Source organism: Noviherbaspirillum sp. (assembly GCF_035254685.1).
Classification (GTDB): domain Bacteria; phylum Pseudomonadota; class Gammaproteobacteria; order Burkholderiales; family Burkholderiaceae_D; genus Noviherbaspirillum.
The window spans coordinates 25,483-50,325 of sequence record NZ_DATFAI010000044.1 but is presented as its reverse complement, the minus strand read 5'-3'; the positions used below and the strand labels follow the sequence as shown (position 1 = coordinate 50,325).

The window sequence follows — 24,843 nt, the reverse complement described above, 5'->3', positions numbered from 1 at the left end:
TTTCCGTGCTTTCCGTGTTTTCCGTGGACACCCCTAACGCGCCGTACGCTCCACGAAATGCGGCGCAGCAAAACCGAAATCGTCCAGATAGACGATTGCATTTTTGATTTCCTTGTGGCAATTTTCTCTGGATCTCCAAGCAGCGCCGCCTCCATGGACGGCATCTCCCTTCGATGAACAGCCTGATTGCGCTCTGTGCCGATTTCTACTGGGAGCAGGACACCGACTGCCGGTTCAGCCTGGTCCGGAGTACGCGCGCGCAGCCGCGCCCGTACGACGAAGGCATCCAGTCAGCCGCGGGAAAGCGGCCGTGGGAATGCGCCGACATCATCGGGCCGGCGTCATGGCAGGACTGGCGCGGCATGATCCATCGCCGCCAGCCTTTTCGGGATGTTGAATGGCGCTGGCAACTCGCGTCGGGCGAACGGTGCTTTCTTCGGGTGGCCGGCGAACCGGTCTTCGACACCGCGGGCGCGTTCGCCGGCTATCGCGGCGTAATGCATGACATCACTCTGGAACGGCGGCGCGAAGAGGAAATGCGGCGTTTCCGCGCGGCGGTGGAGGTGTCGGGCGATCCCATTCTCCTGGTCGACCGCGAAACCATGCGCTTCATCGACATGAATGAAACCGCCTGCGAACTGACCGGCTATTCGCGCGCGGAACTGATGGCGATGGGGCCGGAAGACATCCTTCTGTCCCACCGGCAGGCCATCGAAACCGATTACGACGAACTGATCGCGGGCGGCGGCCTCGGCCGGACCAGCGAAGGCAGGGCGCACAACCGCGCCGGCGAAGTCTTCCTGTTTGAAATCCATCGCCGCGCGATACGCATCGACGGCCGATGGATGGTCGTGAGCATCGGCCGCGACATCACGCGGCGCAAGCGCGTGGAGCGGGCGGCGGTGCGCATCGGCCAGATGTACGCGGCCATCAGCGGCACCAACGAAGCCATCCTGCATGCGCGCTCTCCCGACGAGCTGTACCAGCAGGTGTGCGAGGTGGCGGTGCGCGGCGGGCAGATCGTCAGCGCTTCGGTGCTGCTTCCGGACCCGGAGTCGGAATGGGCCAGAGTGGCGGCGCTTGCCGGCGTCGGCGCGGACACCTTGCGCAAGCTGCGCATCTGCTTCGACCAGGAACGGCCGGAAGGACGGGGTTTGGTCGGCACAGCCTTCCGCAGCCGCAAGCCCTGCGTCATCAACGATTTCATCAATGATCCGCGCTCGCAGCCCTGGCGCCAGGCGGCCGGCAAGGAACGCGCGGCGGCGGGCGCGGCCTTCCCGCTGGTCAGGAATGGACAGTCGGACGGCGTGCTCCTGCTGTATTCGCGCGACATCGATGCCTTCGATGACGAAATCGTGCAGCTGCTCGAACGGATGGCACGCGACATCGTGTTCGCACTCGACAATTTCGAACGCGAGAACGAGCGCAGGAAGGCCGTCGACGCCTTGCGCGAAAGCGAAGAGAAGTATCGCCGCATCCTTGAAGACATGAGCGACGGCTATTTCGAGGTGGACCTGGAGGGCAACTACACACTGGTCAACGACGCGTTGTGCCGGCTGCACAGGTGCACCCGTGAGGAGGCGCTGCAGCTCGGCTATCGCGATTATGCCGATCCCGACGTGGCGGCCACCATCTACAAGGCCTTCAATCAGGTGTACCGGACCGGCCAGCCGGCCGAGCTGGCGGAATATCCGGTGCGGAGCAAGGACGGCACCTATGGCATCGTGCAGACCTCGACCCAGCTCATCCTCGATGCCAGCGGCAAGGCCATCGGGTTTCGCGGCATCTCGCGCGACATCACGGCGCGCTGCGAGGCGGAGGAGGCGCTGCGCGCCAGCGAGGAAAAATACCGCTCCATCCTTGAGAGCATCGAGGAGGCCTATTACGAGGTCGATCTTGCAGGCACCCTGATGCTGTGCAACCAGGCGTTCTGCCGCATGTTCGGTTACCGCATGGAGGAGCTGATCGGCCTGAATTATTCCGAGTATCACAATCCGGGGGAGGTGGCGTATGTGTTCGCCAACTTCAACGAGGTGTTCCGCACCGGCGTGCCGAAGAAGGGGCTCGACTGGCAGCTCAAGCACAAGAACGGCACGACCGTGCTGTGCGAAGGTTCGATCCTGCTGGTCAGGGACGACAGCGGCGAACCGGTAGGTTTTCGCGGCATGCTGCGCGACGTCACGGCGCGGCGCCAGATGGAAGCGGCCTTGCGCGCGAGCGAGGAGCGTTTCCGCGACCTGACCGAGCTGTCGTCAGACTGGTACTGGGAACAGGACAACCGCTTCCGTTTCGTCCAGATCAATGGCGAGGTGCACGCCAGGACCGGCATGGCCGCCGAAGACTATCTTGGAAAGACCTTGTGGGAGCTGCCCTTCGACAATGTGTCGATGGACCAGTGGCTGGAGCACCAGGGCTGCCTCGCCGGCGGCCAGCCGTTCTATGAACTGGTGCTGAAGACCTGCCTGCCCGGCGCCGAACCGCGCTACCTCAGCGTCAGCGGCCTGCCGATGCGCGATGCGGAAGGGCGCCTGACCGGCTATCGTGGCACCGGCAAAGACATTACCGAACGGAAACTGGCGGAAGAGCGCATCCGCCATCTCGCCAGCCACGACATACTGACCGGCTTGCCGAACCGCATGATGTTCAACCAGATGCTCAGCTTCCAGGTGCAGCAGGCGCGGCGCTACGGCCGGAAATTTGCGCTGATGTTCATCGACCTCGACCACTTCAAGGCGGTCAACGACACCTCGGGCCATGATGCCGGCGACGTGCTGCTCAAGGAAACGGCGAAGCGCCTGAGCGAAAACATGCGGGCAAGCGATTTCGTCGCGCGCCTCGCGGGCGATGAATTCGTGGTGATCGTCCAGGAGCCCGGCGACACGACGCAGCTGGAGGGCATCGCCCGCAAAGTCATCGCAGCGCTGCGCATGCCGGTCACGCTGGCCGGTGCCATGCACCAGGTGACCGCAAGCGTCGGCATCTGCATCTTCCCGGACGACGGCCAGGACGAGGACGCCATCCTCAAGCATGCCGATGCCGCCATGTACGCCGTCAAGCGCGGAACGAAAGACAGTTTCCGTTTCTATGTGGCGTAAGCCGCGTAGTCCAGTCCGGGCGCGCACGCACGCCGTCCCTGCCATTCCGGCCGGCCGGCAAATCTGGTCTATTCAGCAATTTCCCATTGCAACGTTGATACCAAAAGTTGATTTAAATCAAAAACTGTAAGTCACTGGTGTATTATCGAGCTTTCCGATAGGCAACAAATCGTAAGGGGCAAGACCTTGGCCCGCTTGCGCGGAGTTTTGCCGACATGAGCGCCATCCGGAATAGAGGAAACAATCGATGCGGAAAAATCTTCCCGTCACGAACTCGGAATACGTCCTGCCTGAAGACATTGCCTTCGTCTCCAAAACCGATGTCAAGGGACGAATCACTTACGCCAATCCCGGCTTCATCAAAGTCAGCGGCTTCGATGAAGAAGAGCTGCTGGGCGCGCCGCACAACCTGGTCCGGCATCCCGATATGCCACCCGAGGCATTCACCGACCTGTGGAATACGCTGAAGGAAGGCATTCCGTGGACTGGCCTGGTGAAAAACCGCCGCAAGAACGGCGATTTCTACTGGGTGCTGGCAAACGTTACCCCTGTGCGCGAAGGCGGACGCGTCGTCGGCTACATGTCCGTGCGGACCAGGCCCGAGCGGCAGCAGGTGCAGGCCGCGGAAGCCTTGTATGAAAAGATTCGCAACGGGGAAGCAAAAAACATCGTGCTTCGCCGCGGTGCCGTGATGCGCACCGGGCTGGCCGGGCAGATCGCCGCGCTCATGAACCTGCCGATCGGGCAATTGCTCGGCCTGAAGCTGGGCGTGATCTGCATGCTGCTGCTTCTGCTGGGCATCATCGGTTTCGAAGCAGCGCTGCCGCAATCCACGCTGCACGCGTGGAGCATTGCAGGCATCAGCTCGGCCGGCATCCTGCTGTGCCTCTACCTCTGGTACTTCCTGCATGTCGCGGTGGTGCGGCCGGTGCGCGACGCCACCCAGACCGCACGCGTCATTGCCGGCGGCAACTTGTCCGCCGGCTTCCATGCTGCCCGCCACAGCGACATTGGCCACCTGCTCGGCGCCTTGCAGCAGATGAATGTCAACCTGCAGGCGATCATCGGCGACGTGCGAGCCAACATCGAAACCATCGCCGCGGGCACGCACGACATCGTCGCCGGCAACCTCGGCCTGTCGCGTCGCACCGAAGCACAGGTGGAAAGCCTGACAGAAACAGCCGCCAGCGCGGAGCAGCTTGCTGCGGCCGTCGGTGAAAACACTGAACACGCCGCACAGGCCAACCAGCTCGGCCTTGCTGCTGCAGACGTCGCATCGCGGGGCGGCGAGGTGGTGGAACAGGTCGTCATTACGATGTCGGAAATCAGCACCTCGTCGCGCAAGGTGGTCGATATCGTCAGCCTGATCGACGGCATCGCCTTCCAGACCAATCTGCTGGCGCTCAACGCCGCCGTCGAAGCAGCGCGCGCAGGCGAGCAGGGTCGGGGGTTCGCCGTGGTGGCAGGCGAAGTGCGCAGCCTTGCACAACGGTCAGCGACGGCCGCCAGGGACATCAAGCACCTGATCGACGCGGCTTCCGGAAAGGTCGATGCCGGAACCGTGCTCGTCAATCAGGCAGGCACGACCATGAAGGAGATCCTTGTCTCCGTGCAGCGTGTCAGCGGCATCATGGGCGACATCTCCGCGGCATCAGCGGAGCAGCGAGGTGGCATCGAGCAGATCAACGGTGCCATTTTGAAGATGGACGAGGCTACGCAGCAGAACGCCGGGCTGGTCGAACAGGCCGCTGCGGCGGCGGCATCGCTGGAGGAACAGGTGCGTCGCATGTCGGATGCGATCTCGGTGTTCAAGCTCGACCGCAATGCACCCGAGGCGCTTGTCGTTGCCGGTACGGGGCGGGCGACCGTTTTGCATGGTAACGGAAACGCGCAGGTAGTCCGCTTCAACCCTGCGGCGAGCGCGGCGGGAGGAACGCGAGGCCGGTTGCGCGGCGAAGTCAAGAAGCTGCGCTGACCCCAAAAGCAGACAAGCCCGCTTGCGCGGGCTTGTCACTGGCTTCAGTTACGGCTTACTTCGCTGCGGAAGCGTCGGCGCTGGCAGCCTTGGCGTGCGCCTTCTTGGCAACATGCTTGACGTGCTTCTTGTGCGCGGTCTTGTGGACCTTTGCCGGAGCTGCTGCCGGAGCAGCGTCAGCGGCCGGAGCGGAGGCGGAAGCAGCGTTCTGCGCGCTGGCGACACCGGCGACAGCCAGCAGGGCAGCGATAGCGATGATCTTTTTCATGGGGGGCTCTCTTTCATCTTGAAGGCAGGGGAGACATTCCTCTGTTGGTCGGAATAACGACCCTGCTTCCATGCGCGCCGACCGCGCTTACAAAATGTTGCACTTCCGCCTGCGGCGCACGTGCCCTGGCTGTCGGCAGGAGCGCAGGTTACATTCGCTTACTCCTGAAACATCGCCATAAAGTCTTCCTCCCGAGCCCGGGCGTTAACATGCCTGCGAACACCCGATTTTTACAGAGGAAGCAAACATGGAATCGAATCAGTCACCGAAGCGTATCCACCCCTTGATGGCCGGCGCCGCAGCATCGGTCATGCTGGTCAGCCTGGTCGGTGCGGCTGCCATTACCGGCATCCTTCCCGCGTCGCACAGCGGCAACGCGCCGGTACAGGATACCCAGGCCGTGCAGGCTGCGCAGGCTCCGTCGATTGACAGCAAGGCAATGGTCGCGCCGGCCCCGGTTGTCGCGCAACCCGCGCCGCAGGCCGTCGCGCCGGCGCCTTCCTACCAGGCGCCGGTCCGTACCGCGCAACATACGCATGTCGTGCATCATCACACCACGACGGCCGCCGCCCAGCCGGTGACCTACGCATCGCAGGCGCCCGCCCCCGCGCCGCAGCCGGCGCCGGTGGCACAGAACAGCCCGGTCGGCATCGGCATCGGCGCGGTGGTCGGCGGACTTCTGGGCAACCAGGTCGGTCACGGCAACGGACGTGCGCTGGCCACGGTCGCCGGCGCGATCGGTGGTGGCTACATCGGCAACGAAATTGCGAAGAAGAACCAGAGCGGCCAAAGCGGTCAATAGGAAATCGTCTCAGCCGACCGGAGGCAGCGGCGCGGATAACATGCCTCCCCCGAACAACAACACGAAGAGAACATCATGTTGAGCAAAGCAGTCTGCGTCTTGTTTGCTGTGGCGGTGCCGCTGGCGGCGTCCGCGACCGAGTACCAGATCGTCGAACGACCCCGCCAGGAATGCTGGAATGAGCAGGTGCCGGTGCAGACGGCCGGGCAGGACTACGGCGGCGCCGTCGTCGGCGGCATCGCTGGCGGCATCATCGGCAACCAGGTCGGTCGCGGCAACGGAAGGACGGTTGCCACCGCGGTCGGCGCCATGACCGGCGCCGTGGTGGGCGATCGCATGTCTTCGCGCACGCCGTCGACCTCCTACCAGAACGTGCAGCGCTGCCGCACGGTGGTCGACCATGTGCGCGTTCCCGTGGTGCGCCAGCGCGTCGAAGTGATCGAGCAGCCGGTGCCCGTCATCGAGCAGCGCGTCTATTACGTGGACCGCTACGGTCCGCCTTATCGCAATGAGCACTGGAAGCATCATCGCCACCACCATCATGATGATGACGACGATGATTGATGCAATGTTGATGCAATGCGTCGCATGACCCAAGGCACGAAAAGAAAAACCCGCACCGGAAGATGCGGGTTTTTCGTTTGAGGAGGTCTCAGATTTCAGTCGTCATCATGGCCATGATGCGCAGCCTTCGACGTGACGGTCACACCGTCTCCGACATCGCCCGACGGCGCGCCTTGCCATTGCAGCCACCAGAAGCCCAGCACTGCCGCCAGCATCAGCGCGGCCACCGTGCGCCACGCGCTGCGGATACCTTCCTCGGGGCGGCCCGGCTTGCGGCCGTTGATCATTGCACGCACCAGGTTCTCGCCGTGCAGCCAGCTGCTCAGGATCACCGCCGCCACGTGCACGCCGACGATGGCCAGCATGATGTTGGCAAATGCTTCATGCACTTCTTCCAGCCAGTCCCCGCCGAGTTCGTTGTAGTTTGCCCATCCGGTCACCGCAACGGCCGCCGTCAGTCCCAGCAGGGCGAGAATGGCCAGCGCGCCTGCCGGATTGTGGCCGGTATGGTGTTCCGGCCGGCCGCTGAGCAATGAACGGAGGTAGTGCATCACCGCCTGCGGGCCGCGCACGAAGCTGGAGAAGCGGGCGTAGCGCGTGCCGACCAGGCCCCAAAGAATGCGGAAGGCGACCAGGCCAGCCATGGTGTAGCCCAGCGTCACGTGCAGCAGGCGCCAGCGTTCACTTTCCGCGGTGAGATAGGCGCCGGCAAAGCTCAGCACCATCAGCCAGTGGAAGACGCGCACCGGCACGTCCCACACCAGGACCTGGCGGGTTTTCGTTTCTGCGACGACAGTGTTATCGCGGGATTCGGACATCGTGTTCATTGAATGCTCCTTGATCAGCTTGAGGGTGGCAGGCGGCGCAATTGGCGGCGCTCTTGATTGCCGGTCGTTTCCAGTCGGCGGCGGGCACTTCGTCATGCTTGCGCACGAACCACGCCGACTTCGTGATGCGGTCTTGCGGCGGTTCTTCGCGCGCACGCTTGCCGGTGCCGGCGTTCGCGTCCAGCCAGGCCGCAATTTGCTTCGTGGCGGCCGGATCGAGCGAAGCATCCGTGCCGAAGTGCTGCGGCAGGTTTTGCATCAGTCGCTGCCATGACGCCGCGGGCAGCAGGCCGGGCGGGTAGGGCACGTGGCAGGATCCGCATTCCTGCTTGTATTGCGGCGAGAGCGGCACGCGCCGGCCGTGATGGTCGTCGTCGGCCATGGCCGCCAAGTTGAAGCACAGCAGCGCGCCGAGACCGAACAAGGCGCGGCGTGCCTGGGTGTGAAGTGGATTGCGCATAGTGAGTTCTCCAGGCGTTAGGGCTTGAGCGTCAGCAGCCAGCTCAGCACGTCGGCTTTCTCTGCCGGCGTGCACTCGCGGCCCACCACGTCATTGCAGTTGCGGCGGAACCATTTCTCGGTCTTGGCCGCGTCGGTGAAGCGTTCCGGGGTGAAGGCTGGTGCGAGTGCGCTGATGGTCTTGCCGGTGGATGCATGCTTGCCGGTTTGCGTCGGCACCGCGCCATGGCACGACGAGCAGCTCCATTCGCGACCATGGCGGGAGGTGAAGAATTGCTGGCCGCGCGCGGCTGATGCCGGCGCGCCTGCCTGCGCGGTATAGCCAGACAGAAGTTCCGCAGGCGTTGCAGCCTGCGCAACAGGCGCCAGGGCGGCGCCGGCCAGCGCAAGGGCGGCCAGGAATCCAGGCGAGAATCGATGCGGAAACGACAATTTCATGGGAACTCCTTTCGTTGGAGTGCCCATGATGCGCAGGCGATCTTAAGGCTTTCTTAAGAGCGTTCTCAGATTTGCTTAAGCTTCAGCGGCGAGGATGCAGCTGTCCGATTCACAAAAAAGAAAGGAATCATCATGCATCCCGCACTTCGAATCTTCGTCCGTCAGTACCTGTATGTCGTATGCGCTGCGATCGTGCCGGTCGTCCTGACAACCTTCCTGTCGATCCCGATGAGCCTTGGAACGAATCCCGGCGAAGCAATGACCGCGAGCGTCTCTGTGGACAGGCATCTGACCTGATCAATTCTGTCCACGGAAAACACAGAAAACACGGAGAAAATCTTCCGTGTTTTTCGTGTTTTCCGTGGACACAAATAAGCACGCTGACCATCACCGCAATACGCCAAGACCCGCGTCCTCAAATCCAGCCGAACGATCTACCGATCTTCCGTGGAGTCAAACGCCCGATGCAGCTCCGGCGTGCAATCTGATAAATCATGTCCACGGAAAACACAGAAAACACGGAAAAAAATCTTCCGTGCTTTTCGTGTTTTCCGTGGACAAAAATAAGCACGCTGACCATCACCGCAATGCGCCAAGACCCGCGTCATCAAATCCAACCGAACGACCTACCGATCTTCCGTGGAGCCAGACGCCTGATCCAGCTCCGGCATGATGCTGCGGATTGCTTCGAAGGTCAGCTGGATGTGTGTTTCGATGGCGGCCAGCGCCTTCTCGACGTCGCGTGCCAGCGCGGCGTCGTAGATCGCCGTGTGCTCGGCGTGCACGTCGCGCGCGATCGAATGCTGTGAAATGGCCAGGTGGCGGTAGCGTTCCGATTGCCGGTAGAGCAGGCCGATCAGGTAGCGCAGCCAGCGCGAATCGCAGCCGTCGATCAGCGCTTCATGGAATTCGCGGTTGCGCATTTCCCACTCGCGCACGCGAGCCTGTTCGCGATCGCCGAGTTTCTCCTCGGTCCTGGTCAGTTTGTGGAAGGCGGCGACCAGCCGCGCTTCCCATTCGTCGTCACCGGCCAGGATGGACTGGCGCAGTGCTTCGCCTTCCACCAGTACGCGGGTGCGCGTGATGTCTTCGAGATCGGTCAGTGACATCGGCGCGACATGGAAGCCGCGCTGCCCCTCGCTGACGACGAGCGCGTCCGACAGCAGCAGCGACAGCGCCTCGCGCAAGGTGCCTGCACCGGCGTTGTAGCGGTCCTTCAGGTGCTCCACCCGCAGTTTCTCGCCGGGTTGCAACCGCCCCTCGATGATGTCGCTGCGCAGTTGCAGGTAAGTGCCCTCGGTCAGGGTGCTGGGTGCCGTGTCGGCCTCGCGGAAAGCGGTGTTGAATTTTTGAGCATGCAGCATGGTGTTTCTACTCCTTGTCCGGAGCGTGGTCCTGGTTGCGTTTGAGGCGATAGGTCAGTTGCGGGCGCGTCAGGCCGAGCATGCGCGCCGCGCCGGCGAGGTTGCCGTCCGAACGCTCGACCGCTTCGCGCAGCAGCATGCTTTCGATGTCGTCGAGCGACATGCCGCTGCCCATGATGGCATCACACAGGCGCTCCTGTTCCAATGGGCGCGCTTCCGTGAGGATGCCTTGCTCGCCGATGCCGATCGAGCGCATTTCCGCTTCGCCCAGGCTCGGGAACAGGTGTTCGAGTTCGATCCAGCCGTCGGCGGGCGCGAGAATGATGCCGCGCTCGATCATGTTCTCCAGCTCGCGCACATTGCCCGGCCACTGGTAGGCTTTTAGCGCCTTCATCGCCTTGTCGGTGATGCCTGCCACGCGCTTGCCATGCATGGCGTTGAACTTCTCGATCATCGCGTTGACCAGCGGCGGGATGTCGAGCGCGCGCTCGCGCAGGGGCGGGATCTCGATCGGGTAGACATTGAGGCGGTAATACAGGTCGGCGCGAAAACGTCCGTCCTTTACGGCCCGCTGCAGCTCGACGTTGGTGGCGGCGACGATGCGCACATTCACCTTGCGTGTCTGGTCGTCGCCCAGCCGTTCGATCTCGCCCTCCTGCAGCACGCGCAGGATCTTCGCCTGCGCCGCCAGCGGCAGTTCGCCGATTTCATCAAGAAAGAGCGTGCCGCCCTCGGCGCGCTCGAACTTGCCGGCCCGCGTCGCGTGCGCGCCGGTGAAGGCACCTTTCTCGACGCCGAACAGTTCGGATTCGACCAGGTCATGCGGCAGCGCCGCGCAGTTGACTGCGACGAAGGGCCGGTCGGCGCGCTTGCTCATGTCGTGCAGCGCGCGCGCGAAGCGTTCCTTGCCGACGCCGGTCTCGCCGGTCAGCAGCACGGTGACATTGGTCTTGGCGGCCTTCTCCACCAGGTCGCAGGCGCGGCGGAAGGGGGGCGAACTGCCGATCAGGTTCTCGACCTGCCGCTGCTGGTCCAGCGAGGAGCGCAGCGCGTCGACCTGCGTGCGCAGTTCGAGCAGGCGAGAGACGATCGAGTCCGCTTCGTAATACACGGTGTGCTGCGCCGCATCCGGCCATTCCTCCACCGGCTTGCCGACGATGTGGCAATGCGGATCACCGCAGGCGACGCATTGCGTTTCCTTGAACAGGATGAATCTGCCCATGAACGTGGTGGTGTAGCCCGAGGCATAGCCGAGCAGCATCCAGCACACCGGATCCTTCTGCGGCCCGAACTCCTTGACGTGCGATTCCGCTTCCCATGAGTTGTCCCACTGGAATTCTCCGTAGAAGCGGCCGGCCTTGACGTCCATGTCGATGGCGAGCGGTGTGACCTTCACGATGCCTTCCAGCATGTGCAGTTGCGGGCCGACCACGAAGGCATCGACCACGCTCTGCCCGGCGCGCAGCTTTTTCGCCAGTTCCGCATCGCGCACGCCGGACTCATAGCCCATGCGGGTGAGCACGCGGCGGGCATGTTCGAGGCCGACGGAATTGAGCAGTTCCTTGCGCAGTCCGGCCAGCGCGCCGGTGTGCAGCAGCACCATGCGGTGTTCCGCCAGCCAGATGGTGCCGTCCTCGGCGGAGAAGCGGACCAGGCGGCGCAGGTCGAGGTCGTTGGGGTAATTGATCATGGGAGCCTGCCAGCAATATGTGGTGGATGGCAAATACCTTGCCAATCGTACAGCTCACGAGCGGCTTCAGCCTGACACCGCTCATATTCTCGAGATTTTACTTGATTATCGAAAATAATCACCATTTGATGAAGCCAAAATCGGCGACTTCATCATTTGATGCGTAGACAAAAAGCAATACCGGTTACGTTGCGCCGCACAATTTCTATGCCTGTCACCGCTTGAATTCCGGATTTTCAGAGACATCCATTATCCGCTGCGTCGCACCATAAATCATTAATCTCGAGATTTTTGTTGTTTGCCGACATTTTGGCACGGCGGTTGCTATATGTCCCTGCACAACAAGCACGGCGGAGACTATGAACACCTCAACCTTCGACACGACCCGCAAGTACGTCCGCGTCATGGAAACCCGTGACAACGGGATGGTGGAGTTCGAATTCTCCATCGGCGATCCGGAGCTCTTCGTCGAGCTGCTCCTGCCGGCACCAGCTTTTACCGAATTCTGCGAGGCCAACGCAGTCACCGTGCTCGGCAGCAAGGCGCAGGCATCCGGCGAGGCTTCGCAGTGGGACTGGAATCTGCGGCAGGCCACGCACCAGCGCTTCAAGTAAAGCTTCAGGCAAGGCATTACCGGCGCTGCCAACGGCGCCGGATTCAATAACAGGAGGAGTCAGCAATGCATATTGATCTACGCACCGTCAGCATCAAACCCATGCGGCAGACGTTCGACAACGTTGCCCGCCGTATCGGCGGCGACAAGCCGGCGTCACGCTATCAGGAAGGCACGCTCGGCGTGCAGGCCGATGCCAATTTCCACTACCGCCCGCTGTGGGATCCCGACCACGAGCTGTTCGACGTCACTCGCACCAGGGTGAAGATGGCCGACTGGTACGCCTTCAAGGACCCGCGTCAGCTCTATTACGGCACCTACACGCTGGCCCGCGCCCGCATGCAGGAAACCGCCGAGGGCGATTTCGATTTCGTCGAATCGCGCGGCCTCGCTTCCGCCCTGCCGGAAGCGACCCGCAAGCTCGCGCTCGACGTGCTGCTGCCGCTGCGCCACCAGGAATGGGGCGCCAACATGAACAACGCCTTCATCTGCGCCTACGGTTACGGCACGGCCATCACCCAGCCGTGCATCTACCAGGCCATGGACCATCTCGGCATCGCGCAATACCTGACCCGCGCCGGCCTGCTGCTCGAAGACGAAACCGCGCTCGACGCCGCCAAGGACGCCTGGCTGAACAACGCCACGTGGCAGGGCCTGCGCCGCTACGTCGAGGACAGTTTCGTCGTGAAGGACTGGTTCGAACTGTTCGTCGCACAAAACCTCGTGCTCGACGGCCTGCTCTATCCGCTGGTCTATCAACACATCGACAACGCGCTCTGCGCCCAGGCCGGCCCGACCATCTCGATGCTCACGCGCTTCCAGACCGAGTGGTTCGCCGAGACGCGCAAGTGGGTCGATGCCAGCATCAAGACCGCCGCCGCCGAATCCGCCGACAACAAGGCGCTGCTGTCGCAATGGACAACGCAGTACCGCGACAAGGCCATCGCCGCGCTGTTGCCGCTCGCGAAACATGCGCTCGGTGAACAGGCCGAAGCGGTCATGACCGAGCTGAAAGAAGAATTCAACATCCGCGCCACCAAGGCCGGCCTCGCGCTGTAAGGAGACATGATGTCCAACGTATTCATCGCATTCCAGACCAACGAAGAGACGCGCGGCATCATCGATGCGATCGCGCAGGACAACCCCGACGCCATCGTCAACGAGCAGCCCGCGATGGTGAAGATCGATGCACCCGGCCGCCTGACCATCAAGCGCGAAACCGTCGAAGACAGGCTCGGCCGCAGCTTCGACCTGCAGGAACTGCACGTGCACCTGATCACGCTGTCCGGCCACATCAACGAGACCGACGACGAATTCACCCTGAGCTGGAAGCACTGAGCCGGCACCGACAAGGAGACAAGACATGGACATGAAAGCAAGCAAGAAGCTCGGCCTCAAGGAGCGCTACGCCGCAATGACGCGCGGCCTCGACTGGGAAACCACCTACCAGCCGATGGATGCGGTCTACCCGTACGACAAATTCGAAGGCATCAAGATCCACGACTGGGACAAGTGGGAAGATCCGTTCCGCCTGACCATGGACGCCTACTGGAAATATCAGGCCGAGAAGGAGCGCAAGCTGTACGCGATCCTCGACGCCTTCAACCAGGGCAATGGCCATCTCGGCGTGACCGATGCACGGTACATCAATGCGCTCAAGCTGTTCCTGACCGGCGTCTCGCCGCTGGAATACATGGCGCACCGCGGCTTCGCTCATGTCGGCCGCCAGTTCCCCGGCGCCGGTGCACGTGTCGCCTGCCAGATGCAGTCGCTCGACGAGATCCGCCACTTCCAGACGCAGATCCACTCGCTGTCGAACTACAACAAGCACTACAACGGCTTTCACGACTGGCGCCACATGCATGACCGCGTCTGGTACCTGTCCGTGCCGAAGTCCTTCTTCGACGACGCGATGTCGGCCGGCCCGTTCGAGTTCATGGTGGCGATCGGCTTCTCGTTCGAATACGTGCTGACCAACCTGCTGTTCGTGCCGTTCATCTCCGGCGCGGCCTACAACGGCGACATGGGCGCGATGGCCTTCGGCTTCTCCGCGCAGTCCGACGAAGCACGCCACATGACGCTCGGGCTCGAGATGATCAAGTTCATTCTCGAACAGGATCCGGACAACCTGCCGATCGTGCAGAAGTGGATCGACAAGTGGACCTGGCGCGGCGTGCGCATGCTGACCCTGGTCGGCATGATGATGGATTACATGCTGCCCAAGCGCGTGATGAGCTGGAAGGAAGCGTGGGAAGTGTATTTCGAGGAATCCGGCGGCGCGCTGTTCAAGGACCTCGCCCGCTACGGCATCACGGTGCCGAAGTGCGTCGAGCAGGCCACCATCGACAAGGAGCACATCTCGCATCAGGCATGGGCTACCTTCTACCAGTACGGCGCCGCAGCCGACTTCCACACCTGGATGCCGACGCCGGAAGAAATGGACTGGCTCTCCGCCAAGTACCCGAACACCTTCGACAAGTACTACCGCCCGCGTTTCGAACACTGGGCGCAGCAGGCCAAGGAAGGCAAGCGCTTCTATAACAAGACGCTGCCGATGCTGTGCCAGTGCTGCCAGATCCCGATGCTGTTCACCGAGCCGAGCGATCCGACCAAGATCTGCTACCGCGAATCCGATTACAAGGGCGAGAAGTACCACTTCTGCTCCGACGGCTGCAAGGAAATCTTCGACAACGAGCCGGAGAAGTACGTGCAGGCATGGCTCCCGGTGCACCAGATCTACCAGGGCAACTGCTTCGAGCCGGATGTCGATCCGACCAAGGAAGGTTTCGACCCGCTGGCTGAAGTGCTGCGCTGGTATCACCTGAACTTCGGACGCGACAACCTCGACTTCGAAGGCTCGGAAGACCAGAAGAATTTCGCGCAGTGGCGGGCACAGGCGACGACGAATACGTAGACCTGATGCGAGCGCGCAGCTCCTTCCCCCTTGCAGGAAGGTGGGGAAGGGGGTAGGGAGGTCGAGCCAGAGCTTGCGATGACTCAGGCTCACTACCCCCACCCTAACCCTCCCCCTGCAAGGGGGAGGGAGGCCGGAGAAGCGTCCAATCACCGTCACAGATAGCAGCATCCATCCAGGAGACAAAACATGCCAGTAGCAGCAATCAAACCTTACATCGGCGAAGTGAAGGACAGCGCCGACAAGTTCCACGGCGCGCAGCTCTTGTACATCGGCTGGGAAGACCACCTGATGTTCTGCGCCCCGTTCGCATTCCCTTTCCCGCCCGTGATGCGCTTCGGCGACATCATCGAAAAGGTGCTCCCCGGCGCGTTCGGCGAGCATCCGGATTTCGCGCAGATCGACTGGGCCAAGGCCGAGTGGTTCAAGTCCGGCAAGCCGTTCTCACCCGACTTCAACAAGTCGCTCGCCGAGAACGGCCTGAAGCATAAGGATGTGATCCGCTTCCGCACGCCGGGCCTGACCGGCATCAAGGGTTCCTGCAGTTAAGGCGTACAGGATGTAGGGTGCGCATAGCACGCCCTGCGAAGCAAGAGAGAAAGACATGAGCTACCAGCTGACCATTGAACCGCTCGGCCAGACCATCGAGGTCGAAGAGGGGCAGACCATTCTCGACGCCAGCCTGCGCGCGGGCATCTACCTGCCGCACGCCTGCTGTCATGGCCTGTGCGCCACCTGCAAGATCGACGTGGTGGACGGCGAGATCGACCACGGCGAGGCATCCAACTTCGCGCTGATGGATTACGAACGCGAGGAAGGCAAGGCCTTGGCTTGCTGCGCGACCTTGCAGTCCGACGTTGTCGTCGAGGCCGAGGTCGATGTCGATCCTGATGCGCAGAACCTGCCCGTCAAGGATTTTCCGGGCACGGTCAGCCGCATCGAGAACCTGACGCCGACCATCAAGGGCGTCTGGATCAAGCTCGACGACCCCGAAGGCATGCGGTTCCAGGCCGGCCAGTACATCAACCTGCAGGTTCCGGGCGAGAGCATGTCCCGCGCATTTTCGCTGGCCAATGCGCCCTCGCAGGCGGGTGAAGTGGAACTGAACATCCGCCTCGTCCCCGGCGGCAAGGCGACCACCTGGATTCACGAAACCCTGCGCGAAGGCGACCAGGTCATGTTGTCCGGCCCGTACGGCCGCTTCTTCGTGCGCAAGTCGGCGAACGTACCCTCGATCTTCCTTGCCGGCGGCTCCGGCCTCTCGAGCCCGCGTTCGATGATCCTCGATCTGCTTGAAGAAGGTTCGACGCAGCCGATCACACTGGTGTATGGCGCACGCATGCGCGACGAGTTGTACTACCACGACGAGTTCAAAGCGCTGGCGGCGAAGTATCCGAATTTCACTTACGTGCCGGCCTTGTCGAATGAGCCGGAAGGAAGCAGCTGGACCGGTTTCCGCGGTTTCGTGCACGACGCCGCGAAGAACCACTTCGACAACGACTTCCGCGGGCACAAGGCCTACCTGTGCGGGCCGCCGGTGATGATCGATGCCTGCATCACCACCCTGATGCAAGGGCGCTTGTTCGAGCGCGACATCTACACCGAGAAATTCTTCTCGGCAGCGGATGCGCAACAGGTCAGAAGCCCGCTGTTCAAGAAGATCTGACATGGCGACCTTCACCGTCACCATCGAGGACACCGGCGAGACCTACCGCTGCTCGGACAAGCAGTCCCTGCTGCTCGGCATGGAAGCGCTTGGCAAGAAAGGCATCCCGGTCGGATGCCGCGGCGGTGGATGCGGCGTGTGCAAGATCGCCGTGACCGCCGGCGAGTACCAGAAGCGCGTGATGAGCCGCGAGCATGTCAGCGAGCAGGAAGAAGCGGAAGGATGCGTGCTCGCCTGCCGGGTGATGCCGGCGAGCGATGTGAAATTGAAAGTGGTAGGGAAGATGAAGAAGAACGTGTGCCGTCTGACACACGCATCGGAATCATGAATTGTTTGTTTAATCAAGGCTCTGCTTAGGAGGAGATAACCATGGCAATGACAGGAGTTTTGCGTCCGGGACATGCGCAGTTGCGCGTGCTGGACATGGAGGAATCAGTCAAGTTCTACACGGAAGTGATGGGCTTGCTCGAAGTGGGTCGCGACGATTCCGGCCGCGTGTATTTCAAGTGCTGGGACGAACGCGACCATCACAGCATCGTGCTGCGCCAGGCGGACCGCGCCGGGCTCGATCACTTTGCATTCAAAGTGCTCGACAAGGCCACGCTGGACAAGCTGGACGTCGACCTGAAGGAATACGGCGTCAAGACCGAGCGCATTCCCGAGGGCGAAATGCTCAACACCGGCGAACGCGTGCGCTTCAAGATTCCGACCGGCCATACCATCGAGCTGTACGCCGAAAAGAAGGACGTCGGCAACGGCATGAGCTACACCAATCCGGAAGCCTGGGTGCCGAACATTCCTGGCATCGCACCCGTACGCATGGACCACTGCCTGATCTACGGCGGCGACATCGACGGCAACAAGGACCTGTTTGAGAAGGTGCTTGGCTTCTCGCTGGTGGAGCGTATCAAGCTGGAAGACGGCACGACCGATCTCGCCACCTGGCTGACCTGTTCGGCCAAGGCGCACGACATCGCGATGGTGCGTCATCAGGAAGACGACAAGCTGCACCATGTGTCTTTCCGCCTCGAAAGCTGGGAGCAGGTGCTGCGCGCGGCTGACCTGATGTCGATGCACCGCGTCTCGATCGATGCCGGTCCGACCCGTCACGGCGTCACCCGCGGCACCACCATCTACTTCTTCGACCCGTCCGGCAACCGTCTCGAAACCTTCTGCGGCGGCTATGACTTCTATCCCGACATGCAGCCGATCACCTGGACCTGGGACCAGGTCGGCGCCGGCGTGTTCTACCACGACCGCAAGCTCAACGAGCGCTTCCTGACGGTGGTGACCTGAGATGGAAATACGGACTGCAACCCCCGGCATCAGCTGGGAAGCAGCCAGTGCCGCCGCGCAAGCGGCGGTGCGGCACGCGCAGGAAAACGGTTGGCGCATCAACGTCGCGGTGGTCGACCGCGGCGGCAACATGATGTCCTTCCTGCGCATGCCGGGTGCCTTCCTGCACTCGATCGATATCGCGATCGACAAGGCTTACACGGCGGCGAGCTTCGGCTTTCCGACCAAGGAATGGATGGCGGCCGTCGGCCATGACGATGGCATGAAGCTCGGGTTTTCGGCGCAGCCCCGGCTGATCGTGTTTGGCGGCGGTTTGCCGCTGCGCGTCGAAGGCGGCGAATGGATCGGCGGCATCGGCGTGTCCGGCGCTTCCGAGGCGCAGGATGAAGAGTGCGCCCGCGCCGGATTGAATGCCATCGGGCTGTGACGCCGCAAGAATACGCAGGATAGGGAAGCAGGGGGGCATTCCGCGCACCGGCGCACAGGTGCCGGACACGCCGCGCAAGGCGCGCCCTGCCAGTGTTGAAACGTAACGGAGAAAGAGTAAATGAAGCAGATCAACAATTTCATCAACGGCGAATTCGTCTCGACCGCGAAGCTGTTCGACAAGCGCTCGCCGCTGAACAACGCGGTGATCGCGAAGGTCGCGGAAGCCGGCAAGGCGGAAGTCGATGCGGCGGTGAGTGCCGCGCGCCGCGCGCTGACCGGCCCCTGGGGCAAGATGGCGGTTGCAGAACGGGTTGAACTGCTGTACGCCGTCGCGAACGAAATCAACCGCCGCTTCGATGAATTCCTCGAGGCCGAATGCGCCGACACCGGCAAGCCGATGAGCCTGGCGCGCCATATCGACATCCCGCGCGGCGCGGCGAATTTCAAGATCTTCGCCGACGTGATCAAGAACGTGCCGACCGAATTCTTCGAGATGGCGACGCCGGACGGCCTCGGCGCACTGAACTATGCGACACGCTCGCCGGTTGGTGTGGTTGGCGTGGTCTGCCCGTGGAACCTGCCGCTCCTGCTGATGACCTGGAAGGTCGGCCCCGCGCTGGCCTGCGGCAACACGGTCGTGGTGAAACCTTCGGAAGAGACCCCGCAGACCGCCACGCTGCTGGGTGAAGTGATGAACACCGTCGGCATGCCCAAGGGCGTGTACAACGTGGTGCATGGCTTCGGCCCCAATTCCGCAGGCGAATTCCTCACCACGCACCAGGGCGTGAACGCCATTACCTTCACCGGCGAAACCCGTACCGGCGCGGCGATCATGAAGGCTGCCGCGGAAGGCGCGCGACCGGTGTCGCTGGAGATGGGCGGCAAGAATCCGGCCATCGTGTTCGCGGACTGCGATTTCGAAGCCGCCATCGAAGGCACGCTGCGTTCCGCCTTCGCCAACTGCGGTCAGGTATGCCTCGGCACCGAGCGCGTGTATGTCGAGCGCCCGATTTTCGACAAGTTCGTTTCCGCAATGAAGATCGGCGCCGAAGCAATGAAGATCGGTGTGCCGAACGATGCCGCCACCGGCATGGGCCCGCTCATCAGCCAGGAGCACAAGGCGAAAGTGCTGTCCTACTACAAGAAGGCAGTGGAAGAGGGCGCAACCGTCGTCACCGGCGGCGGCGTGCCGAACATGCCGGGCGACCTGGCGGAAGGCGCCTGGGTGCAGCCGACCATCTGGACCGGCCTGTCTGACGATGCAGCCGTCTGCCGCGAAGAGATCTTCGGCCCGTGCTGCCACATCTTCCCCTTCGACAGCGAAGAAGAAGTGATCCGCCGCGCCAACGACACCACCTACGGCCTCGCCGCGTCGATCTGGACCACCAACCTGCAGCGCGGCCACCGCGTCGCGGCGAAGATCGAAGCAGGCCTGGTCTGGGTCAACAGCTGGTTCCTGCGCGATCTGCGCACGCCGTTCGGCGGTGCCAAGCAGTCAGGCATCGGACGTGAAGGCGGCGTGCATTCGCTCGAGTTCTACACCGAACTCAAGAATGTTTGCATCAAGCTCTGATCGGATACGGCATGTCGAACAATCCTGAAATCGCCAAGAGCGTCCGCGCCAACGGCATCCTCACCAACTACCACGACACCGGCAGCGGATTTCCGGTGTTGCTGATCCACGGATCGGGGCCGGGCGTCAGCGCCTGGGTGAACTGGCGCCTGACCATGCCCGAGCTGGCGAAGCGCTGCCGCGTGATCGCGCCGGACATGGCCGGCTTCGGCTTTTCCGAGCGGCCCGAAGGCATCATCTACAACCTCGACACCTGGGTGGCGCAGGCGATCGGCATGCTCGACGCACTCGGCATCGAACAGGCCGACGTGGTCGGCAACTCCTTCGGCGGTGCATTATCGCTGGCGATGGCGATCCGTCATCCGAAGCGCGTGCGGCGCCTGGTGCTGATGGGCAGCGTCGGCGTACCCTTTCCGCTCACGCCCGGGCTCGATGCCGCATGGGGTTACGAGCCGTCTTTCGAGAACATGCGCAAGCTGCTCGACATCTTCGCCTACGACCGCGCGCTGGTGACCGACGAGCTGGCCGAACTGCGCTACCAGGCCAGCATCCGCCCCGGCTTCCAGGAATCTTTCTCTGCGATGTTCCCGGCGCCGCGTCAGCGCTGGGTGGACGCGATGGCCAGCCGCGAGGAAGACATCCGCGCGCTGCCGCATGAAACCCTGGTCATTCATGGCCGCGAAGACAAGGTGATCCCGCTGGCGACATCGCTCACGCTGGCGCAATGGATCGATCGCGCGCAGCTGCATGTATTCGGGCACTGCGGCCACTGGACGCAGATTGAACACGCGGCGCGCTTCGCGAAACTGGTCAGCGATTTCCTGACCGAGCCGTCGCAATCCTGATTTCACTCTTACGGACAACATCATGGAACAGCACACCATCATCCAGCTCGGCGACGAGCTCTACAACGCGCTGCGCAGCCGCGAAACGCTGACGCCGCTGACCGAGCGCCACCCTGGCATCACCATCGAGGATGCCTACTACATCCAGCAACGCATGACGGCACGCCGCCTCGAGGCCGGCGCGCGTATCGTCGGCAAGAAGATCGGCGTCACCAGCAAGGTGGTGATGGACGCGCTCAACGTGCACCAGCCCGACTTCGGCTACCTGCTCAACACCATGATCTACAACGAGGGCGAGGCGATTCCGATGAATACGCTGATCCAGCCCAAGGCGGAAGGCGAGATCGCTTTCCTGCTGAAGAAGGACCTGCTCGGGCCGGGCATCAGCAACGCCGATGTGCTGCGCGCCACCGAATGCGTGATGCCTTGCTTCGAGATCGTCGATTCCCGCATCCGCGACTGGAAGATCAAGATCCAGGACACGGTGGCCGACAACGCCTCCTGCGGCGTATTCGTGCTGGGCGACCGTGCGGTCGATCCGCGCAAGATCGATCTGTCGACCTGCGGCATGGTGCTGGAGAAGAACGGCGAAATCGCAGCCACCGGCGCCGGTGCCGCCGCGCTCGGCAGCCCGGTCAATGCGATCGCGTGGCTGGCCAACACGCTCGGCAAGCTCGGCATTCCGCTCAAGGCCGGTGAAGTGGTGCTGTCCGGCTCGCTCGCCGCCATGCTGCCGGTGAAGGCCGGCGACAACCTGCGCGTGACCATCGGCGGCATTGGCGGGTGTTCGGTGAGATTTTATTAATGCTTCCACTACTGGTTCCCTCCCCCTTGCAGAGGGAGGGCTAGGGTGGGGGTAGAGTGCTTGAATGGGAGATTGCGCGAAATCGACCTCACTACCCCCATCCCATCCTTCCCCCTGCAAGGGGGAAGGGGCCAGTAGCCAGTTCCCGAGAAAGAATCCATTGGAAAGAACAGAGATGAAAAAAATCAAATGTGCCCTGATCGGCCCCGGCAACATCGGCACCGATCTGCTCTACAAACTGCAACGCAGCCCCGTGCTGGAACCGGTCTGGATGGTCGGCATCGACCCGGCATCCGAGGGTCTGAAGCGTGCCCAGGAAATGGGCCTGAAAGTCACCGCCGACGGCGTCGACGGCCTGCTGCCCTTTGTGAAGCAGGACGACATCCAGATCGCCTTCGACGCAACCTCCGCCTACGTCCACGCGGAAAACTCGCGCAAGCTCAACGAACTCGGCGTGATGATGATCGACCTTACGCCCGCCGCCATCGGCCCGTACTGCGTGCCGCCTGTCAACCTGCTGGAGCATGTCGGCAAGCGCGAAATGAACGTCAACATGGTCACCTGCGGCGGCCAGGCCACCATTCCGATGGTCGCCGCAGTGTCGCGCGTGCAGCCGGTTGCCTACGGCGAAATCGTAGCCACCGTGTCGTCAAAATCGGTCGGCCCCGGCACCCGCAAGAACATCGATGAATTCACCCGCACCACCGCCGGCGCGGTCGAGAAGGTGGGCGGCGCGAAGAAGGGCAAGGCCATCATCATCATCAACCCGGCCGAGCCGCCGCTGATCATGCGCGACACCATTCATTGCCTGACCGAGACCGAGCCGGACCGCGACTCCATCACCGCGTCAGTGCACATGATGATCAAGGAAGTGCAGAAGTACGTGCCCGGCTACAAGCTGGTCAACGGTCCGGTGTTCGACGGCAACCGTGTTTCCATCTTCATGGAAGTCGAGGGCCTCGGCGATTACCTGCCGAAGTATGCGGGCAATCTCGACATCATGACGGCGGCTGCCGCGCGCACTGCCGAAATGTTTGCCGAGGAAATCCTCGCCGGCAAGCTGACCCTGCAACCCGTCGAAGCGTAAGAACGACCAAGGAAAGAACATGACACTCAAAGGCAAGAAAGTCACGGTCCATGACATGACCCTGCGCGACGGCATGCATCCGAAGCGCCACCAGATGACGCTCGAGCAGATGAAGAGCATCGCGCAAGGGCTGGACGACGCCGGCATCCCGCTGATCGAAGTCACCCACGGCGACGGCCTCGGCGGCTCGTCCGTCAATTACGGCTTCCCGGCGCACACCGACGAGGAATACCTCGGCGCGGTGATTCCGCTGATGAAGAAGGCCAAGGTTTCCGCGCTGCTGCTGCCCGGCATCGGCACCGTCGACCACCTGAAGATGGCGCGCGAACTCAGCGTCAACACGATTCGCGTCGCTACCCATTGCACCGAAGCGGACGTATCCGAGCAGCACATCGGCATGGCACGCAAGCTCGGCATGGACACGGTCGGCTTCCTGATGATGAGCCACATGGCATCGCCCGAGAAGATCCTCGAGCAGGCAAAGCTGATGGAAAGCTACGGCGCCAACTGTATCTACTGCACCGACTCCGCCGGCTACATGCTGCCGGAGGACGTGAAGGCACGCATCGGCCTGCTGCGCGAAAAACTGAAGCCCGAAACCGAGCTCGGATTCCACGGCCACCACAATCTCGCAATGGGTGTGGCCAACTCGGTGACTGCCGTCGAATACGGTGCCAACCGCATTGACGCCGCCGCCGCGGGGCTGGGCGCAGGGGCCGGCAATACGCCGATGGAAGTCTTCATCGCCGTGTGCGCGCGCATGGGCATCGAGACCGGCGTGGATGTGTACAAGATCCAGGACGTGGCCGAAGACCTCGTGGTGCCGATGATGGATTTCCCGATCCGCATTGACCGCGACGCGCTCACGCTCGGCTTTGCCGGCGTGTACGGCTCCTTCCTGCTGTTTGCCAAGCGCGCCGAGAAGAAATACGGCGTACCGGCACGCGACATCCTAGTCGAGATGGGACGTCGCGGCATGGTTGGCGGACAGGAAGACATGATCGAAGACACGGCGCTGACGCTGGCCAAGGCGCGCGGCATTGCCGCTTGATGCAAAGGAAACCACGATGAAACTCGACAAGAGCACGATTGACAAGCTCGCCGCCCATCTCGAAACCTGCGAGCTGGAAGCGCGCGACACGCTCAAGATCACCGACGAATACCCGGAGATGGACTGGGACGACGCCTACGCGATCCAGGACGAAATCAAGCGCCGCAAGATTGCACGCGGCGCGCGCATCGTCGGCCTGAAAGCCGGCCTCACCTCGCACGCGAAGATGAAGCAGATGGGCGTGGAAACGCCGGTGTTCGGCTTCCTCGCCGACTACTTCGCCGTGCCGGAAGGCGGCGAGGCGAAGATGTCCGAACTGATCCACCCGAAGGTCGAGCCGGAAATCGCCTTCGTCACCAAGGCGCCGCTGAAAGGCCCGGGCTGCCACATCGGTGCCGTGCTGGCCGCGACCGATTTCGTGATGCCGGCGATCGAAGTGATCGACTCGCGCTACCGCGACTTCAAGTTCGACCTCAAGAGCGTTGTCGCCGACAACTGCTCGTCGTCGCGCTTTGTGGTCGGTGGTCGCATGGCGCCGGTGGATAACCTCGATCTGCGCACGCTGGGTGTGGTGATGGAAAAGAATGGCCAGGTGGTGTCGCTCGGCGCCGGCGCGGCGGTGCTCGGCCATCCGGCAGCGGCGATTGCGATGCTGGCCAACCTGCTCGGCGAGCGCGGCGAGGAAATTCCGGCCGGCACGCTGATCCTGTCCGGCGGCATCACCGAAGCGGTGGCGGTGCAGGCAGGCGACAATGTGACCTTGCGCATCCAGGATCTGGGTAGCGTCAACATGCGATTCGTTTAATCGGTTATTCGGGAGCCAAAACATGCCTATTTGCCAGATCCACCTGCTGGAAGGCCGCACCGTCGAGCAGAAACGCCTTCTCATCCAGAAGATCACTGAAGCCATGCACGAAGCCATCGGCGCCAAGCCGGAAAGCGTGCGCGTGATCCTGACCGAAATGCCGAAGGAGCACTTCGGCATCGGCGGCAAGAGTGCCGGCGAGTTGGGAAGGTAGCGTCATGCTGCAGGACTGACGCAAGTCAGTCCTTGTGGTGGCGCCTCGCGAAGGCGCTGTCGC

27 protein-coding genes are annotated in these 24,843 nt (G+C 62.6%); 21 read left to right on the top strand and 6 right to left on the bottom strand.

Annotation, left to right across the window (positions count from 1 at the left end):
- Positions 1-173: 173 nt before the first annotated feature.
- Complete coding sequence (locus VJ698_RS20875) at positions 174-3,095, top strand: PAS domain S-box protein (protein WP_324104739.1); 2,922 nt, start codon at positions 174-176, stop codon at positions 3,093-3,095.
- A gap of 247 nt (positions 3,096-3,342) precedes the next feature.
- The gene (locus VJ698_RS20870) at positions 3,343-5,070 is read left to right on the top strand and encodes a methyl-accepting chemotaxis protein (protein ID WP_324104738.1); all 1,728 of its coding nucleotides are present in this window, start codon (positions 3,343-3,345) and stop codon (positions 5,068-5,070) included.
- A gap of 55 nt (positions 5,071-5,125) precedes the next feature.
- Here VJ698_RS20870 and VJ698_RS20865 read toward each other — a convergent pair whose 3' ends face one another.
- Positions 5,126-5,338 (bottom strand): hypothetical protein, encoded by a 213-nt coding sequence (locus VJ698_RS20865; RefSeq protein WP_324104737.1) that lies wholly within the window; start codon positions 5,336-5,338, stop codon positions 5,126-5,128.
- Between the two features lie 247 nt (positions 5,339-5,585).
- Between VJ698_RS20865 and VJ698_RS20860 the strand changes: the two genes are divergently transcribed.
- On the top strand, positions 5,586-6,140 hold the full coding sequence (locus VJ698_RS20860) for a glycine zipper 2TM domain-containing protein (protein WP_324104736.1): 555 nt from the start codon (positions 5,586-5,588) through the stop codon (positions 6,138-6,140).
- A 75-nt stretch (positions 6,141-6,215) separates the two neighbouring features.
- The gene (locus VJ698_RS20855) at positions 6,216-6,704 is read left to right on the top strand and encodes a glycine zipper 2TM domain-containing protein (protein WP_324104735.1); all 489 of its coding nucleotides are present in this window, start codon (positions 6,216-6,218) and stop codon (positions 6,702-6,704) included.
- Positions 6,705-6,799: 95 nt separating this feature from the next.
- Here VJ698_RS20855 and VJ698_RS20850 read toward each other — a convergent pair whose 3' ends face one another.
- The 3 genes from VJ698_RS20850 to VJ698_RS20840 are packed head-to-tail and all read right to left on the bottom strand — an operon-like array spanning position 6,800 to position 8,428.
- On the bottom strand, positions 6,800-7,531 hold the full coding sequence (locus VJ698_RS20850; RefSeq protein WP_324104734.1) for a cytochrome b/b6 domain-containing protein: 732 nt from the start codon (positions 7,529-7,531) through the stop codon (positions 6,800-6,802).
- A complete protein-coding gene (locus tag VJ698_RS20845) occupies positions 7,503-7,991 on the bottom strand; it encodes a diheme cytochrome c (protein WP_414691198.1) in 489 nt (162 codons plus the stop codon). Before VJ698_RS20845 ends, VJ698_RS20850 begins: the two co-directional genes overlap by 29 nt.
- A gap of 17 nt (positions 7,992-8,008) precedes the next feature.
- On the bottom strand, positions 8,009-8,428 hold the full coding sequence (locus VJ698_RS20840; protein ID WP_324104733.1) for a DUF1924 domain-containing protein: 420 nt from the start codon (positions 8,426-8,428) through the stop codon (positions 8,009-8,011).
- 132 nt (positions 8,429-8,560) lie between these two features.
- Between VJ698_RS20840 and VJ698_RS20835 the strand changes: the two genes are divergently transcribed.
- Positions 8,561-8,725, top strand: a complete 165-nt coding sequence (locus tag VJ698_RS20835) for a hypothetical protein (protein WP_324104732.1) — start codon at positions 8,561-8,563, stop codon at positions 8,723-8,725.
- 329 nt (positions 8,726-9,054) lie between these two features.
- Here the strand turns inward: VJ698_RS20835 and VJ698_RS20830 are convergent, their stop codons facing one another.
- Both VJ698_RS20830 and VJ698_RS20825 read right to left on the bottom strand, forming a co-directional pair.
- Complete coding sequence (locus tag VJ698_RS20830) at positions 9,055-9,792, bottom strand: FCD domain-containing protein (protein ID WP_324104731.1); 738 nt, start codon at positions 9,790-9,792, stop codon at positions 9,055-9,057.
- Positions 9,793-9,799: 7 nt separating this feature from the next.
- A complete protein-coding gene (locus tag VJ698_RS20825) occupies positions 9,800-11,482 on the bottom strand; it encodes a sigma 54-interacting transcriptional regulator (protein ID WP_324104730.1) in 1,683 nt (560 codons plus the stop codon).
- Between the two features lie 359 nt (positions 11,483-11,841).
- Between VJ698_RS20825 and VJ698_RS20820 the strand changes: the two genes are divergently transcribed.
- From VJ698_RS20820 to VJ698_RS20745, 16 genes are all read left to right on the top strand, one after another.
- A complete protein-coding gene (locus tag VJ698_RS20820; protein ID WP_324104729.1) occupies positions 11,842-12,096 on the top strand; it encodes a phenol hydroxylase subunit in 255 nt (84 codons plus the stop codon).
- 65 nt (positions 12,097-12,161) lie between these two features.
- Positions 12,162-13,154, top strand: a complete 993-nt coding sequence (locus VJ698_RS20815; RefSeq protein WP_324104728.1) for an aromatic/alkene monooxygenase hydroxylase subunit beta — start codon at positions 12,162-12,164, stop codon at positions 13,152-13,154.
- 9 nt (positions 13,155-13,163) lie between these two features.
- Positions 13,164-13,433 (top strand): MmoB/DmpM family protein, encoded by a 270-nt coding sequence (locus VJ698_RS20810; protein ID WP_324104746.1) that lies wholly within the window; start codon positions 13,164-13,166, stop codon positions 13,431-13,433.
- 25 nt (positions 13,434-13,458) lie between these two features.
- Positions 13,459-15,009, top strand: a complete 1,551-nt coding sequence (locus VJ698_RS20805; protein ID WP_324104727.1) for an aromatic/alkene/methane monooxygenase hydroxylase/oxygenase subunit alpha — start codon at positions 13,459-13,461, stop codon at positions 15,007-15,009.
- A 189-nt stretch (positions 15,010-15,198) separates the two neighbouring features.
- The gene (locus VJ698_RS20800) at positions 15,199-15,558 is read left to right on the top strand and encodes a phenol hydroxylase subunit P4 (protein WP_324104726.1); all 360 of its coding nucleotides are present in this window, start codon (positions 15,199-15,201) and stop codon (positions 15,556-15,558) included.
- Between the two features lie 55 nt (positions 15,559-15,613).
- On the top strand, positions 15,614-16,675 hold the full coding sequence (locus VJ698_RS20795; protein ID WP_324104725.1) for a phenol 2-monooxygenase domain-containing protein: 1,062 nt from the start codon (positions 15,614-15,616) through the stop codon (positions 16,673-16,675).
- A gap of 1 nt (position 16,676) precedes the next feature.
- Positions 16,677-17,003, top strand: coding sequence for a 2Fe-2S iron-sulfur cluster-binding protein (locus tag VJ698_RS20790; protein ID WP_324104724.1), 327 nt, complete (start codon positions 16,677-16,679; stop codon positions 17,001-17,003).
- A 41-nt stretch (positions 17,004-17,044) separates the two neighbouring features.
- Positions 17,045-17,971 (top strand): catechol 2,3-dioxygenase, encoded by a 927-nt coding sequence (locus VJ698_RS20785; protein ID WP_324104723.1) that lies wholly within the window; start codon positions 17,045-17,047, stop codon positions 17,969-17,971.
- A 1-nt stretch (position 17,972) separates the two neighbouring features.
- Positions 17,973-18,398 (top strand): heme-binding protein, encoded by a 426-nt coding sequence (locus VJ698_RS20780; protein ID WP_324104722.1) that lies wholly within the window; start codon positions 17,973-17,975, stop codon positions 18,396-18,398.
- 120 nt (positions 18,399-18,518) lie between these two features.
- Positions 18,519-19,973 carry a 2-hydroxymuconic semialdehyde dehydrogenase gene (locus tag VJ698_RS20775; RefSeq protein WP_324104721.1) on the top strand — a complete coding sequence of 485 codons (1,455 nt, stop codon included), beginning with the start codon at positions 18,519-18,521 and terminating at the stop codon, positions 19,971-19,973.
- A gap of 11 nt (positions 19,974-19,984) precedes the next feature.
- Positions 19,985-20,818, top strand: a complete 834-nt coding sequence (locus VJ698_RS20770) for an alpha/beta hydrolase (RefSeq protein WP_324104720.1) — start codon at positions 19,985-19,987, stop codon at positions 20,816-20,818.
- Between the two features lie 22 nt (positions 20,819-20,840).
- The gene (dmpE, locus tag VJ698_RS20765; RefSeq protein WP_324104719.1) at positions 20,841-21,623 is read left to right on the top strand and encodes a 2-oxopent-4-enoate hydratase; all 783 of its coding nucleotides are present in this window, start codon (positions 20,841-20,843) and stop codon (positions 21,621-21,623) included.
- A 175-nt stretch (positions 21,624-21,798) separates the two neighbouring features.
- On the top strand, positions 21,799-22,710 hold the full coding sequence (locus tag VJ698_RS20760; RefSeq protein ID WP_324104718.1) for an acetaldehyde dehydrogenase (acetylating): 912 nt from the start codon (positions 21,799-21,801) through the stop codon (positions 22,708-22,710).
- A 19-nt stretch (positions 22,711-22,729) separates the two neighbouring features.
- On the top strand, positions 22,730-23,761 hold the full coding sequence (gene dmpG, locus VJ698_RS20755; protein WP_324104717.1) for a 4-hydroxy-2-oxovalerate aldolase: 1,032 nt from the start codon (positions 22,730-22,732) through the stop codon (positions 23,759-23,761).
- 16 nt (positions 23,762-23,777) lie between these two features.
- Positions 23,778-24,566: a 2-oxo-3-hexenedioate decarboxylase gene (gene dmpH, locus VJ698_RS20750; RefSeq protein ID WP_324104716.1), complete on the top strand. Its 789-nt coding sequence runs from the start codon at positions 23,778-23,780 to the stop codon at positions 24,564-24,566.
- Positions 24,567-24,588: 22 nt separating this feature from the next.
- A complete protein-coding gene (locus VJ698_RS20745) occupies positions 24,589-24,780 on the top strand; it encodes a 2-hydroxymuconate tautomerase (protein ID WP_088707154.1) in 192 nt (63 codons plus the stop codon).
- The last annotated feature ends 63 nt before the right edge of the window (positions 24,781-24,843 follow it).